Below are 13,763 nucleotides of genomic sequence, written 5' to 3' on the forward strand. Positions count from 1 at the left end.
CGTAACCGGCTCCTCCTCGCGGCGGCAGTCGCGCTGGCGGGCGGCGTGGCCTATCTGGTCCGTAGCCGGCGGCCGCAGCAGCCGGAGCCCGCCCCCGCTCCCCCACGCATCGGGTACTCCCGTAATGGCTCCGCGCCGGCACCCTTGGCGGAAGCCGGCGCGGAACACGATCGCTGATCCGGGAATCGCCGGTCAGCGACTGACCGTCTTCTTGTACTGACGCAGAGCCAGCGGTACGAACACGGCCATGATCACCACCACCCACACCAGGGAGGTGATCACCGGGTGCCGCAGCGGCCAGGAGTCCGACGTCGGTGCGAGCGGACTGGTGTTGCCGAACAGGTCGCGCGTCGCCTGGGTCAGCGCGGATACCGGGTTCCATTCCGCTATCACCCGCAGGGCGGTGGGCAACTTGTCGCTGGGGACGAACGTGTTGGCGATGAACGTGAGCGGGAAGATCACCATGAAACTGGCGTTGTTGAACACCTCCGGGGCCCGCACCAACAGGCCCACCACGGCCATGATCCAGGACACCGCGTAGGCGAACAGCAGCAGCAGGATGTAGGCCAGCACCGCGTCCAGGAACGAACCTCGAATCCGCCAGCCGACGACCAGACCGGTCAGCGACATCACCGTCAGGCTGACCACGTTGATCACCACATCGCTGATCGTGCGGCCGACCAGCACCGCCGACGAAGCCATCGGCAGCGAGCGGAATCGGTCGATGATGCCCTTCTGCATGTCCTCGGCCAGTCCCGCACCGGTGAAGGTCGCGCCGAACACCACGGTCTGCGCGAAGATGCCCGCGATGAGGAACTCGCGATATCCGCCGGACAGCCCGGGCACATCGATGGCCGCGCCGAAGACGTAGGCGAACAGCAGCACGAACATGATCGGCGAGAGTGTGGAGAAGATCAGGACGTCGGGTACCCGCTTGATCTTGATGACATTGCGTTTCGCGATCGTCACACTGTCGCTGACCACGATGGACAGTCGCTCGCCCAGCGAGGGCCGTGTCAGGGCGGGGGCTGTCGCGGTCATCGGATCGTTCCTTCCGTAGCTTCCAGCTGGTCGTTCGCCGCGTCACCGCCGGCGCTCGTCTCCGCTTCGTGGCCGGTCAGGGTGAGGAAGACGTCGTCAAGGGACGGACGGCGCAGACCGACATCGTGGATCTGTACGTTGTGCTCGGCCAGCCGCCCGACCGCCTCAACCAGAGCCTGCGATCCGTCGGCGACCGGGACGGTGATCCTGCGCAACCCCGGTTCGAGGTGGATCTCGCCGTCGGCCAGGCTTTTCAGCGCGGTCTCGGCCGTCGCGAGATTGTCGACACGGTCGACGGTCAGCTCGATCCGGTCGCCGCCGACCATGGTCTTGAGTTCGTCCGCGGTCCCCTTCGCGATCACCTTGCCGTGGTCGATCACCGCGATCGAATCGGCGAGCCGATCCGCCTCTTCCATGTACTGCGTGGTGAGCAGCAACGTGGTCCCGCCTGCGACCAATTCCTCGATGACGTCCCAGAGATCCAGACGGGCGCGGGGATCCAGCCCGGTGGTCGGCTCGTCCAGAAACAGGACGGGTGGATTCGCGACCAGCGCGCCCGCCAGGTCGAGACGACGGCGCATACCGCCGGAGTAGCCCTTGACCGGCCGGTCCGCGGCGTCGGTGAGCCGGAATCGTTCCAGCAATTCGCGCGCTCGTTCCTTACTTCGCTGTACGCCCATGTGATAAAGACGTCCCACCATTTCCAAATTCTCGAAACCGGTGAGGTATTCGTCGACCGCGGCGTATTGCCCCGACGCCCCGATGCGGGAACGCAGCGCCTGCGGCTCGCGCAGCACATCGATTCCCGCGACCGTGGCGCGTCCGGCATCCGGCACCAACAGGGTGGTGAACACCCGGACGGTGGTGGTCTTACCTGCGCCGTTGGGTCCGAGCAGTGCGGTGACGGTCCCTTCGGGGACGCTCAGGTCGAGGCCGTCGAGGGCCACCAATTGGCCGTATCGTTTGACCAGACCCTCGGCGACTATTGCGTCGGGCATGATTCTCCTGGGGTTGATGAGTTCGATGTGATGCAGTGCGACGCCAGGCGCCCGACGACTCGCTGGATCGGGTGACCGGCCGATACCGGAGTCAGTATTGTCCCGCCCGCCGACAATTTCATCCGATTTGTTCCGGGTGAGCGGCCCCGCGAACTACCCGGGCACGGAAGAAGGCCGCATTCCGATCCAGTCGGTGCTCGGGGGTACCGGATCGGAATGCGACCGGTTCGATGGTCCCGCGTGCTCGGGCATCGGAGCGCGCGTAGCGGACTACCCGAATCGATGAAGACCCGTACTCGAATGGGGGACGTTCGAGCGCTTGCCATCGCGACGAGCGGGTGCGATCGGCGGGAACCATCGAGTCGATGAACACGAACACATGTTCGCATCGGGGTACGACAAGTTCGGGCGTCACGCACGCGGCGCGGCGCCACACCCGGCGTTGTCGACACGCCGGAGTTTCCATCGATTTCGTGGCGCGGCGACTGGTCGGCATGTTCTGTGCCGCTCGGTGCCGTAGCAGGTCATCACCACGAAATGACTCGGAATAGGTTGCTCGCCAAGGGTTTTGGCAAACTATAGGACAACAGTCCGGAGCGAGAGGGTCGGCCGGTCGCGCGGCAAGGTCCGTCAGAGGTCGTCCGGAAGGTGAGCCAACCCGAAAAAACTTGGAACGCGGCCGTCCCCGCGCACACACAATCGCACATCATCGAGTAGCATCGTTCACGTCGGCCCCTCCCCCCCGGGCCGACCCTACGCGGGCCTCGGCTAACTCCCCCCCTTCGCCGAGGCCCGCTCCCCATTTCAGGCCAGATTTCAGGCCAGGTCGAGCGCTATTCCGACTGGTCGTCCGGTGCTAACGCCCGCCACGCGGCGGTGAGCCGTTGCCCGCGCACCCGCCCCGCGGTGGCCAGCAGCGGCCGATCGCGCTCCCACCGCTGTCGCGTCACCGGGTCCGCGGACTGCCACAGCGGCTCGAGTTCGGCAAGCAGCGAACCGAACAATTCGAAGACGCCGCCGAGAGCGATGTGCACGCCCGCGGAACTCGGCGCGGCGATATCCAGGCCGCGCACCGCGGCCACCGCGGTCAGCAACTGTTGCCGACTCGCCCGCGGCCAGTCCGACGCCCGGGCCACCCGTACCAGCCAGCCCAGCGTGGCAGCCAGCACGTGGATGTCCTCGATCGTCCGGAACGGCTTGAGGTAGTCCAGATATCCGTCGCCGGGCAGCACCAGCGCGGGCGCGCCGGTCAGCACGACCGAAGCGTGCGGAACCTCGGGCGCGAACGGGAGCGCTGGACGATCGGCCAGACACACCCCGGCGTCGCCCGCCTCGACCATGCAGGCGCGCAGCCGATTCCGTCCGTCGGGCGCCGCGCCGACACTGGCGATCACCACCAACTGTCGTGCGAACGAGCCCATGGTCGCGAACGACTTCGTACCGTCGACCAGCCAGACCCCGTCCCGTTCGGTGAGCGTGGTGTGGATCGCGGCGGGGTGGCCGCCGCCCTCCTCGGTCGCGCACATCGCGACCAGCTGGTCGTCCGGCAGGTCCGGAATCAGCGTCCGCAACGCCTCCTGATAGCCGGACAGGAAGGCGAACCCGAGCCGGTCGGCGCCGAAGCCACCCGCGATCGCGATCTCCACCGGCTGGTCGAATCGATTCGCGGCCACGCGATGTCGCGTCCACGCGGCGGCGACATCGTCCAGCGGCGCGGCGGCCACCGGCTCGGTCAGCAGGAAGTCGAACAGAGTATCCACCTCAGCACGGTAACCGAGCAGCGATTCCCCCGGGCCGTACCGAGCCCGACCCCGGCCGCCGCGTCCGGACGCTCGATGCCGGTTGCGCAGGTGACCGCGCGGGAACTCCTCGCCGCCGCGGGCAGTCTCTCGGCGCTGCGTCGGCGAATCCGATGAACTGCCTGCTTCACTGGGGTGTCGCGTCGCACCGGAAGGAGTTCGACCTGTGCCGGAACTGGAGGAAAGTCGGAGAAGAGCACTATTCGACTCCGAGGCCAGACTGTCCTGGGTACTGGCCGCACTCGCCGGGCTCATCGGCGCCGCGGCATTCATGCATACGGCCGGTTATTTCGTCACGTTCATGACGGGCAATACCGAACGGGCCGTCCTCGGGTACTTCCACGACGAGCCGGACATGGCGTTGGCGGCCACCGGGTTGCTGCTGTCATTTCTCGCCGGTGTCGTCGTGGCCTCGTGGTGCCGCAGGCGTTACTGGTCGGGGCACCCACATGGAGCCACTCTGCTCACCACCGTGTGCCTGGCGCTCGCATCTGTCATCGACATTCTGGAGTATCGGAGGGGAATCGAGCCGATCGGGCTGTTACCGATCATGCTCGTCGCTTTCGGCGTCGGGGCCCTCAACACCTCGTTCGTGCAGAACGGTGAGGTATCGGTGCCGCTCAGTTACGTCACCGGGACTCTGGTCAAGATGGGGCAGGGTATCGAACGTCATCTCAGCGGCGGCGACTACGCCGACTGGCTCGGATACTTCCTGCTCTACACCGGTTTCGTGCTCGGCGCGCTGCTCGGCGGACTGCTGAGTCTGCTGGTGGCCGGCTGGGCCATGCTGATCACCGCGACCGTGGTGTGCCTGTTGGTCACCGGATTCACCTACCTGCACCTGGACCGGCACGGTCCCCTTACGGACTGAGTCGCCGGGCATCTGTCGGTGCTCGTCACGGCAGTCTCTGCCGGACCGGGAACTGCCGGTGTGGATTCACCGGAGGAAGTCAGAATCGGCGGGCGCCGGTCGCCGGCATCGAGGAGAGCGGGGAAGTGGTCACCCCGATGCCGTAGGTCGATGCGTGGATGACTTTGCCGTCGCCCGCGTAGAGGGCGGAGTGGCTTCCGCCGTAGAACGACACCACGTCGCCTGGCTGCAGGTCGTCGAGCGGCACCGGCGTTCCGGTGGCGAGCTGGTCGTAGCTGGTGCGCGGCAGCTCCACGCCGGCCTGCTCGTAGGACCACTGCACCAAACCGGAGCAATCGAAGGAATCGGGGCCGACCGCGCCATAGCTGTAATCGGAGCCGAGTTTGGTTCGTGCCGCGTCGACTGCCATCTCTCCGGCACTCTTCTGCGGTATCACCGCCGCGGGCGGGGTAGGTGCCCTCGGCATGATGTCCGGGAACTCGGCGAGGAATGGGAGTTCGATCTCCGGGAGTGCGCCGAGGAGCGGAATCTCGATCGCCGGAATGATTGTCGGCACCGGCAGTTCGATCGCCGGGACGACGACCGAGACCGGGGACTCGACCGCCGGGCCGAGCGTGGCCGGTGCGATTTCGATGTGCGAGACGGGAGTAGCGACGGCCTCGATTTCCGGGATTCCAACCGTTACAGGAGCTTCTGTGACCGGGAGGATAGCGTTGTTCCGGAACAGCTTTTCCGGTGCGTCGGGAAGCGGTATTTCGTCGGAAACCTCGAATGTTCCTACGCCCGGGATGGTCACCGGCTGAGCCGATGCCTCCGCGGCGTTGAACAACATGCCCAGCAGGGCGGCCGCTCCCGCGGTGAGTGCCCAGAAGACGGCACGCCGCAGGTAGCGGATATATCGGACGTCGGTCGATGATGCCATGATGCGGTCCTCCGATGCTCATATCGCTTGCCTTCGGTGGGCCGTACGACGCCGTGGTTCCCGGCGCGTGGGACGTCACCAAAGACTTCGAATTGATTCGAAAACCATCACGGTGATTCGTCAGTCCAGCGGATCCGATCCGAGCGTTCACCTTTCGGCATATATCGCACCTTGTAAAGCACAACGCGCCTTTGATTTCGTAACGAAATAATAACTCGTTTCGCCGTCTTGTTCTGCGATATGAATTCCACGACACCGAAATGTATTCAGCCGGAGACACTGCGCCCCGCACGGAAACGGTTCCGCTGCGGGGCGCATCGTCCATTCGTGGTTCACGCGGTGATCTGTTCCTCGATCTGTCTGGCGATCGTCCGGAGCCTCGCCGCGAACTCGCGGGCCGCGCGCGGGTCGTCGTTGGACCCTCTGACGACGCGCTTGGTCAGCGCGGCGAGCCGGGATTCCATGGCGGTGAAGATGTCGGCCACGCGGTCGTTGCCACTGCCCTCCAGTTCACCGCGCAGCCACGCCTGAAGACGCTCGATCACCACGTCTTCGTCATAGCGTTCGGGCAGGAGCGCCACCGCTTGCCGGAGCTTTCCCGCGGTGACCTTCACGTCGGCGCCCGCCGCCACGGTGGTGTACACGGTGACCGCCGCGTCTTCGCCGTATTCGGCCGCCACCGGCAGCAGTTCACGCACCTGCCCCTCGTTGATCGCGGGCGCGATCGGATGCAGCCGCGCGGCCAGCGGCCAGGCGCGAATGAGCTTGTGGGCGTAGGACCGCTGCATGTCCCACCGCTGTTCCACGTACTCGTCGAACGTCTCGTGGCTGTCCCGGTACAGTCGGCCGTCGCGCACGATCTGCAGAGCGCGCCCGGCCGCCCAGAACGCGATGCGCAGCGTGTCGATCGACGATTCGCACACCGTCAACTGCGCGCGCTCGCGGTCGCTCAGCGGCCCGTCACCCGCGTCGGGCACCGGCATGGTCAAGACATTCGGGCTCACGGCCGGCTTCGGCCGCCGCCATTCGGCATCGCGCAGCGGTGAGACGGGCGGGGTGTGCTCCGCGGTGTCGGACAGCGGATTGGCGCCGCCGATCGAACCCTTCCTGCGTTGTGGGGGCATCAGGCCGGCACCTCCAATAGCGCCCGGTACGCGTTCACCAGCTCGTCGCCCACCTGCCGGTATTCGCCGAGATCCTCGATCGGGTTCTCCGCGCCCTCCCCGACCTCCCCGTCGGCCGCTTCTCGATACCATTTCCACGCGCTCAAATAGGAACCGAAGACGTCGTAGCCCGCGCTCTCCAGATATCCCCGCTGCGCACGGTATTCGGTCGAGACATTCATGCCTTTCTTCATGATCACCGGCACTTTTGTCATCAGCACCCGCACCCGTATTTCCCGGTTGCTGTCGGCCGCTGCTTCCTCGGCGGCTTTGAAGGTGCTCGGGACTCGTTTCACCTCGGACGGGCTGACGCTCGTCAGCAGCAACAGTTCATCGCTCTCGGGAATCGCGGCCTTGAAGATCTCGGCCGACTCACCCCCGGCATCCACGATGATGACGTCGAAATCGGCGGCGTTGTCGGTGATGCAGTCGTTGACGTGCCGTGAGGGGAAAGCGACCAGGTCGAACGGCACCTCGATGCCCCCTTTGACCAGGCGCCGGTACCAGGAGTACCCGGTTTGGCTGAGCGGGTCGGCATCGATCACCAGCACCCGACGTTCGTGAACCGAAGCGAAGTAGCTCGCCAAGAAGAACGCTGATGTCGTTTTACCGACACCGCCCTTGAGATTCCCCAGTGTGATGACCAGAGGTTCGGGCAATTCGAGTGGCGCAACAGAATTCGTCATAGACGGTCCTCCGAGGGTGAGGAGTGCATTACTGTGCCGGGCCAGTCTGGCACAGTACCGGCGAATACCGTCCGATTGCGCCCTGTTGTCGCGGCTGTGCCGCCACTGCTCTGTGTCCAATTGGACACAAAAACCGTCGGTGGATCGGCCGACGAATCCGTCGTGTCGCCGAATCGAGGACCGGCAGGACAACCGCCTTACGTCGTCGCGCCTTCCACGTCACGATGGACACCACCGGACGCAGCAGAACTTCCCCATGTTGGGAATATTCGAGGTTAGCTCGGACTGTGCCAGACCGATGATTACCGCGAAGACTCTCGCGGTTCGATGAGGGACCGTGTCGAGAAGGGCAGTTTGTGATGGAGCCGCAACCGGTGACGATCCGGCGTGATGACTGGCTGTTGCTACTCGATCGCGGGTGGAAGCGGGCCAGCCCCTGGTCCGAACCGCCCACAGAAGCCGTCATCGGCGGCTGGATGATGGACGAGGGCGGCAAAGCCGGTCCGTTTCAACCGAATCCGGCATACCTTCCCCGTGACGAAGCGACACCGACCGACCCCACCGATGCGCTGCTGCGCTCGATCGCCGCGGGCGATCCGGCCGGCGAGGAACTGCTGGCTCTGATCCGCAACTCGGTGGTCGAGATAGTGTGCGATGAAGAAGACAAACCGATTGTGGACACCGCGCCGGACGGTGTCCGGTGTGTGCTCGTAGCCACCGCGGAAGCACAGAAGGTGGACGTGGAGCCCAACCGCTGGTGGCCGGTACTCGGGAGCGAACTTCCCTCGGTGGTTCCCTCGGAAATCGATATCCTGCTCAATCCCGGTGGGGCGGCCCCATTCCGTCTCGCGGCGGAGGTGCTGCGGAGCGCCGGCCGAAATCAGTGAGCGCGCCCCGTGTTACCGGTATTCGCCCGGATGGTCGGGCGTCTGGATACAGCTGTCGAGAACGCGGCGCGAGCGATGGCAGGCCGCCTGACAACCACCGGCGCTCATCTGCGGGGGACGGCTATGCGCCTCGAACACGCCGATGCGGAAGGCGCACTTCCCTTCCGGCATTCGGACACACAACCTGTGGCCCAGCGCATGGTCGGTGGGGACCTTCGTTCCGGACAGTTCGTCCGCTTCCAGGCCGACGACGTCATCACCGTTCCCCTGACCGATTCGCGGGGGAACGTCATAGGCGTGTCGTTTCCTTCGAGAAGGGGCGATGTCGGAAGCAAGAAGCGATGGGCGCGTGCGAAATTCAGGTCCAGCGATCACGTGCACTATGCCTTCTGGAAGGAGGATCCGGAGGCGAAGAAGCCCAAGTGGGTCTTCGGCCGCCGACGCCCGGCGCCGTGGGCGGACACCGACCCCGTCTACGCCCATGCGCACGCCGACGCCCGCACGTTCCATGTCTCGATCAAGACGGGCCGTTGGGGATCGAAACCGGTGCAGATCGATGGAGCGACCTACGCGGAGTTGCTGGCCGCCAACAAACATCTGGCGCAAGCGCTGGACACGAGACCGGGGCCGTTGGTCCTGCTGTCCTGCAGCCCGGCTCGACCCGGCGGTTCCGCGGCGGCATCGATGTCCGGACACCTGCACAGCCGGACGAACATCGATCGTGACGTATACGCCGCGAAAGGTGACGTGATGACCCAGACATGGCGCTCGCGCGAGGAGGTCTCCAGTGTTGGCGTCGAGGTGGATTCTTCGGTCGGAGATGCAGCCGACTCCCTGTGGGAAGTTCATCGAGCCCCTCGCGACACCCCCGCGGGGTCCGACGACCAACTCCCGCCACCGACCGTGCGGAACGAGCTTTGAACTGCGTGTTCGTGGAGCCTAGGGGAATCGAACCCCTAACCCCTGCCTTGCAAAGGCAGTGCTCTGCCAATTGAGCTAAGGCCCCCGGGTTTCAGCGGGTGGTCACCTCGTGCCACATGTCCGCTTCGCTGCGCCGGCGCAGCTTGGAGATGCCGAGGAGAACCAGGAGCGCGACACCGGCGGTGAGGAGAAGTTTCATGGTTTCCACCCTACTGCGCTGCCGGGACCGGGCACAGGAGAGCTCGAGCCGTCGACGCGATCCGCGCGAGCGCCCGAACCGAATCGAGGCATGGCTGCGCAGAGTCCCGGCAGGTCCCGGGCGCAGCGCTGCACGGCGCCGTCCGGACGGACGAGAACCGCACGAGCGCCGGCCCGCCGCAGCCACCTCCGCAGATCGGTCCCCGGGGCTGCCGTCACCAGCACTCCCCCGCGTTCGCCGACCAGTGCGCGGTCCGCCGAACTCGGCTGAACCGCGGTGACGATCGCGTACCGGCCCCCGATGACGTCGTCGTAGCGACGACCGTCCTCCAGCACCGCGTTGGGCACCAGATGGCCCGCCCGGCCGCCACCCAGGCCCGGCCGCGCGACCAGCCCGGACCGGCGTAGCGGCGGTGTCTCGCCGCTGGTGACCAGTGCGTGGAAACCGGGTAGGCGACGCAAGCGCGGAGCGAGGAGACGGCGCAGCAGGTTGCCCAGTTCACCGCCCTCGGTCATCGCCATGCCGGTGATCTTCGCCAGCCGAATCATGTTTCGCGCGTGCGGTTTTCGTTCGACCTCGTAGGAGTCCAGCACCTGCTCGGGCAGGTCTCCGGCGAGCACGCCCGCGAGTTTCCAGGTGAGGTTTGCCGCGTCCCGCAGGCCCGCGCCCATGCCCTGGCCGATGAACGGTGGGGTGAGATGGGCGGCGTCGCCCAGCAGGAAGACCCGGCCGGCCCGCCAGCGGTCGGCGAGTTGCGCGCGGAAGGTGTACTCGGCTACCCGGAGCAACTGGACGTCCTCCACCGGAATATCGCCGGTCCAGGGGCGGATCAGCTCGTGAACCCGGCCGATTTCCTCGTAGTCGGCCGCTGCCTCACCGGGACGGAGACGGAACTCCCATCGATACCGTGTCGTTCCGATGCGCATGTAGGTCGCGGCGCGGAAGGGATCGCAGACCTGATGCACGCCTTCCCACGCCCCGAGGTCGGCCCCGGTGGCCACGTCGACGACCAGCCACCGTTGCTCGAAGTTCAGCTCACGCATCTCGGCGCCGATCGACGCGCGAACCAGGCTGTTCGCTCCGTCGCAACCCAGGACGTACCGCGCATGGACCGCCTCCGCCGCGCCGGTGGTCCGGTCGGTGAAGTCGACCCGGGCGCCGCGGATCTCCTGGGTCACCGCGGTGACTTCGGCATCACCCCGAACCGTCACTCTCCTATGGCGCTGCGCCGCGGTACGCAGAATCGCCTCCAGCTCCGGTTGGTCGAACATGTTCGCGTCCGGGTACCCGTTGCGGCCGCCGGCCGGATCGCGGTGGAATTCGGCCAGCACCCGGAGATCCCGGTCGAGCAGACGCAGGCCGAGCGCAGGGCGGGAGATGGCGTCGAATTCGTCCCCGACACCCAACCTTCCCAGGAGCCTGCGGATTTCACCGTCCAAGTGCACCGCGCGCGGTTGCGGATAGATGCCCTCCCACCGTTCCAGGACCAGCGACTCGAGACCGTATCGGGCGAGCAGCAGGGCCGCGGTGAGGCCGGTGGGTCCGGCGCCGACGATCACGACCGGAACGTTCACCCGGCGGCTCCCAGCAGCGTCACGAGATATACGACGGCGACGAGGCAACCCACGATCGCCGGGGCGAACTCGCGGACGCCGTCGCCGATACGCACGTGGACGACGACGGCGCCGACCAGCAACAGCACCAGGCCGATCCCCGCCGCGAGACCGAGTTGCCACCAGCCGATGCCGAACAGGAGCCCGAGGGCGCCCGCGACCTCCGCGAAGCCGATGCCCCGGTAGGCGGCGACGGAGTATCCGGTGTGTGTGGCCCGTTCCCGCATCGACGGCACCGCCAGTATCTTCGCCACACCGATCGCCGAGAAGAACACCGCCAGCACCGCGGCGAGCAGGACCGATGCGACGCTCATCGGAGCACCCCGCGCTTCCACGCGAGCGCGTACCGATCCGGAATCACCGCGACAAGGCTTTCGTCGCCGGTGTGGTCCAACTCGACATCGGCGACTTTCGCGCCGTCGTCGACCGTGACCGCGATACTCCGCACTCCGGCCGTCTCGTCGAGGGCGTCGAGAAGATCCCGGCGGGTTGCGTCGGCGCGCGGCGACCACCGCATGTCCTCGGTCACCGGTACCTCACCGTGGTGCGCTGGCGGCCGAGGTCGATCGTGCCGTCGTCGGTGGCTATCGCGGCCTCGACGACGTCGCCGTCGTGCAGATACTTCGGGTTCTTGGCCTGATTCTTGAAGAACATCTTCCACTTGACCGCGGGCGGAAGCAGCGAGCCGATGATCTCGACCGGTTTGGGCGGGGCGCTGATCGCCGTGCCGATGGGGGTTCCGGTGAGCAGCAGGTCGCCTGCGTCCATGCGCTGGAAACCGGTCAATGTCCGCAGGGTCTCCAACGGCCGGTAGATCATATCGGCGACGGTCATGTCCTGACGCAGGCCGCCGTTCACCCACAACCGCAGCCGCAGATCGGTGAACCGTTTCAGCTCGTCGTCTTCCAGCAGCACGAGCACAGGTCCGACCGGCGTGAACGTCGGATACGATTTCGCCTCGTAGAACTGGGTTTTCGGCAACTGGACGTCGCGCGCGGAGATGTCGTTGGTGACCACGAGACCGGCGATGTAGTCGGCCAGGTTGTCGCTCGTGATCTCCGATCCGACCGGCATGTCGCGACCGAACACGAGGCCGATCTCCACCTCGTAATCCAGCAGCCGCACATGCGCGGGCCGGATCACGTCGTCGTGCGGGCCGCTGATCGACCCCGAGGCCTTGCGGAAGAACGTCAGCGGCACCGTCGCCGGATCACCACCGGAATCCCGGACGTGCGAGGCGAAGTTGGTCATCTGGGCGACCACCCGGCACGGCGCGGTCACCGGCGAGACCGGCGCCAGGCTCTCGACCGGCACGACCTCGCTGCTCGTGGACGCCGCGCGGATGGCTTGCCGATCCGCCAGCAGTTGCCCGGTGGTGGTCGCCGTGGTGTCGACCTCGGCCGCGCCCGCGGGTGTGAGCACCCACCAGGCGTCGGCGGTGCGGAGAACGGAAATGCTCATGAACCGGCTACTTTCAACAGGCCGCGCAGGCGACGGAGATCGAATTCGTTGTCCTCGCGCAGCGCGTCGACCATCGTGCGCAGCTCGCGAAGGTTGCCCCGGCTCGGTTTGAGGCCGAGGAAGTCTTTGCTGGCAGGCGGCCCCCACTGCGCCAGCCCGGACGCGGTGAACGGCGCCCAGCCGGGTTCCACCGTGCAGTCGAACATGTCGCCGTCGCTGAAATGCTCGACGAGGAATCCGTCCGGGTCGCGCCAGTAGTCGAAGATCTGGCTGCCCTTGATGTGCCTGCCGATCCCCCACGACCGGTAGTAACCGTGCTCACGCAGGTACTCCCCGCCCGCGGCCATGGCATCCAGATCGGCCACTTGGTAAGCGGAGTGCACGTACCGGTTCGACGGGCCGAGCACCAGTGCCAGCGTGTGATGGTCGGTGGGCGTCCGGCCGCGATCGCAGCGGATGAAGCTCATCACCGGGCCGCGCTCACGCTGCCCCGGGTAGTAGTGGAAGTCACTGACGATCAGCCCCAAGTGCCCCAGGTACCAATCGAGCGTTTCGAGATACCTGGTGGTCTGCACCACCACATGCCCCAGACGCTGAACCCGCGCGGGCACCCGGGGCGGCCGCTGCGTCCGATTGACCCGCGCCACTTCGTGCCCGAAGTTGAACGTTTGCGGCTGCTGGGCGGGCAGAGCGGCGAGTTCGTCGGTGTCGGCGACTACCCGCACCCGCAATCCGCTCGGGTCGGTCAGCTCGACGGTCGACCCGCCCAGGGTCTCGGGCAGGGGCGCCACCGTGCGGCCTGTGGCCTCGGCCAATCGGAGCAGGTCCGCGGTGTCCGCCGCACGAAAGGCCGGGCCGGCGAACCGCGAGCGCGCGCCTCGGCGGATCAGCACGCACGGTGCCTGCGGGTCCGCGCCGCGTAAGTACAGCTCATCCCCTGTGCGGAACGAGGTGGCGAAACCGAACGCGTGCGCGAAGACCTCGGCGCGCTCCAAGTCCGGCTTCTCGAATTCGAGCCACGCCAGATCGTGCACTTTCACGATCGGTTCGCGCGCCCGCCCCGGATGTTCGCCCGGTACCGCGCCGTTCTCGCTGTGCAATCCGGCGTGTGGGTCGTGATGGTCCATCAGCGACCACTCCCTTTCTTTAGCTGACGATATCGTCACATACGACGTGATTTTCAGTCAAGGATTCGCTGAGGA

General features: G+C 66.4%; 15 protein-coding genes and 1 tRNA gene. 3 read left to right on the plus strand and 13 right to left on the minus strand.

What is annotated here, in order from left to right; translation table 11 throughout:
• Window positions 1-192 precede the first annotated feature (192 nt).
• From ABZ803_RS21510 to ABZ803_RS21520, 3 genes are all read right to left on the minus strand, one after another.
• Window positions 193-1,041: an ABC transporter permease gene (locus ABZ803_RS21510; protein WP_357040938.1), complete on the minus strand. Its 849-nt coding sequence runs from the start codon at window positions 1,039-1,041 to the stop codon at window positions 193-195.
• The gene (locus ABZ803_RS21515; protein ID WP_357040941.1) at window positions 1,038-2,039 is read right to left on the minus strand and encodes an ATP-binding cassette domain-containing protein; all 1,002 of its coding nucleotides are present in this window, start codon (window positions 2,037-2,039) and stop codon (window positions 1,038-1,040) included. The genes ABZ803_RS21510 and ABZ803_RS21515 overlap by 4 nt, the downstream gene beginning before the upstream one ends.
• Window positions 2,040-2,872: 833 nt before the next feature.
• On the minus strand, window positions 2,873-3,799 hold the full coding sequence (locus ABZ803_RS21520; RefSeq protein WP_357040944.1) for an acyl-CoA dehydrogenase family protein: 927 nt from the start codon (window positions 3,797-3,799) through the stop codon (window positions 2,873-2,875).
• A gap of 205 nt (window positions 3,800-4,004) precedes the next feature.
• On the opposite strand from ABZ803_RS21520, the gene ABZ803_RS21525 reads away from it, so the two are divergent.
• The gene (locus tag ABZ803_RS21525) at window positions 4,005-4,709 is read left to right on the plus strand and encodes a YoaK family protein (protein ID WP_245659738.1); all 705 of its coding nucleotides are present in this window, start codon (window positions 4,005-4,007) and stop codon (window positions 4,707-4,709) included.
• Window positions 4,710-4,788: 79 nt separating this feature from the next.
• Here the strand turns inward: ABZ803_RS21525 and ABZ803_RS21530 are convergent, their stop codons facing one another.
• The 3 genes from ABZ803_RS21530 to ABZ803_RS21540 form a co-directional block, all read right to left on the minus strand.
• Window positions 4,789-5,277, minus strand: coding sequence for a C40 family peptidase (locus ABZ803_RS21530; protein ID WP_245659746.1), 489 nt, complete (start codon window positions 5,275-5,277; stop codon window positions 4,789-4,791).
• Window positions 5,278-5,963: 686 nt separating this feature from the next.
• Complete coding sequence (locus ABZ803_RS21535; protein WP_357040947.1) at window positions 5,964-6,755, minus strand: hypothetical protein; 792 nt, start codon at window positions 6,753-6,755, stop codon at window positions 5,964-5,966.
• Window positions 6,755-7,600, minus strand: a complete 846-nt coding sequence (locus ABZ803_RS21540) for a ParA family protein (RefSeq protein ID WP_357040950.1) — start codon at window positions 7,598-7,600, stop codon at window positions 6,755-6,757. The genes ABZ803_RS21535 and ABZ803_RS21540 overlap by 1 nt, the downstream gene beginning before the upstream one ends.
• Before the next feature lie 254 nt (window positions 7,601-7,854).
• Here ABZ803_RS21540 and ABZ803_RS21545 point away from each other — a divergent pair, with 254 nt between their 5' ends.
• Window positions 7,855-8,367, plus strand: coding sequence for a type VII secretion system-associated protein (locus ABZ803_RS21545; protein ID WP_357040953.1), 513 nt, complete (start codon window positions 7,855-7,857; stop codon window positions 8,365-8,367).
• 12 nt (window positions 8,368-8,379) lie between these two features.
• Here the strand turns inward: ABZ803_RS21545 and ABZ803_RS21550 are convergent, their stop codons facing one another.
• Entirely contained in the window at window positions 8,380-8,748 is a 369-nt protein-coding gene (locus tag ABZ803_RS21550) for a hypothetical protein (protein WP_357040956.1), read from the minus strand.
• Here ABZ803_RS21550 and ABZ803_RS21555 point away from each other — a divergent pair.
• Window positions 8,743-9,288, plus strand: a complete 546-nt coding sequence (locus ABZ803_RS21555) for a hypothetical protein (protein WP_357040959.1) — start codon at window positions 8,743-8,745, stop codon at window positions 9,286-9,288. The genes ABZ803_RS21550 and ABZ803_RS21555 overlap by 6 nt on opposite strands.
• Before the next feature lie 12 nt (window positions 9,289-9,300).
• Here ABZ803_RS21555 and ABZ803_RS21560 read toward each other — a convergent pair.
• The 6 genes from ABZ803_RS21560 to ABZ803_RS21585 form a co-directional block, all read right to left on the minus strand.
• A tRNA-Ala gene (locus tag ABZ803_RS21560) sits at window positions 9,301-9,373 on the minus strand.
• A gap of 110 nt (window positions 9,374-9,483) precedes the next feature.
• Window positions 9,484-11,061: a bifunctional 3-(3-hydroxy-phenyl)propionate/3-hydroxycinnamic acid hydroxylase gene (locus tag ABZ803_RS21565; RefSeq protein ID WP_357040962.1), complete on the minus strand. Its 1,578-nt coding sequence runs from the start codon at window positions 11,059-11,061 to the stop codon at window positions 9,484-9,486.
• Window positions 11,058-11,414, minus strand: a complete 357-nt coding sequence (locus ABZ803_RS21570) for a DoxX family protein (RefSeq protein WP_357040965.1) — start codon at window positions 11,412-11,414, stop codon at window positions 11,058-11,060. Before ABZ803_RS21570 ends, ABZ803_RS21565 begins: the two co-directional genes overlap by 4 nt.
• Complete coding sequence (locus ABZ803_RS21575; protein ID WP_357040967.1) at window positions 11,411-11,629, minus strand: hypothetical protein; 219 nt, start codon at window positions 11,627-11,629, stop codon at window positions 11,411-11,413. The genes ABZ803_RS21570 and ABZ803_RS21575 overlap by 4 nt, the downstream gene beginning before the upstream one ends.
• The gene (locus ABZ803_RS21580) at window positions 11,626-12,561 is read right to left on the minus strand and encodes a fumarylacetoacetate hydrolase family protein (RefSeq protein ID WP_357040971.1); all 936 of its coding nucleotides are present in this window, start codon (window positions 12,559-12,561) and stop codon (window positions 11,626-11,628) included. Before ABZ803_RS21580 ends, ABZ803_RS21575 begins: the two co-directional genes overlap by 4 nt.
• Window positions 12,558-13,691 (minus strand): VOC family protein, encoded by a 1,134-nt coding sequence (locus tag ABZ803_RS21585; protein ID WP_357041321.1) that lies wholly within the window; start codon window positions 13,689-13,691, stop codon window positions 12,558-12,560. Before ABZ803_RS21585 ends, ABZ803_RS21580 begins: the two co-directional genes overlap by 4 nt.
• Window positions 13,692-13,763 lie beyond the last annotated feature (72 nt).

Source organism: Nocardia sp. NPDC047648 (assembly GCF_040642815.1).
Taxonomy (GTDB): Bacteria; Actinomycetota; Actinomycetes; order Mycobacteriales; family Mycobacteriaceae; genus Nocardia; species Nocardia gamkensis.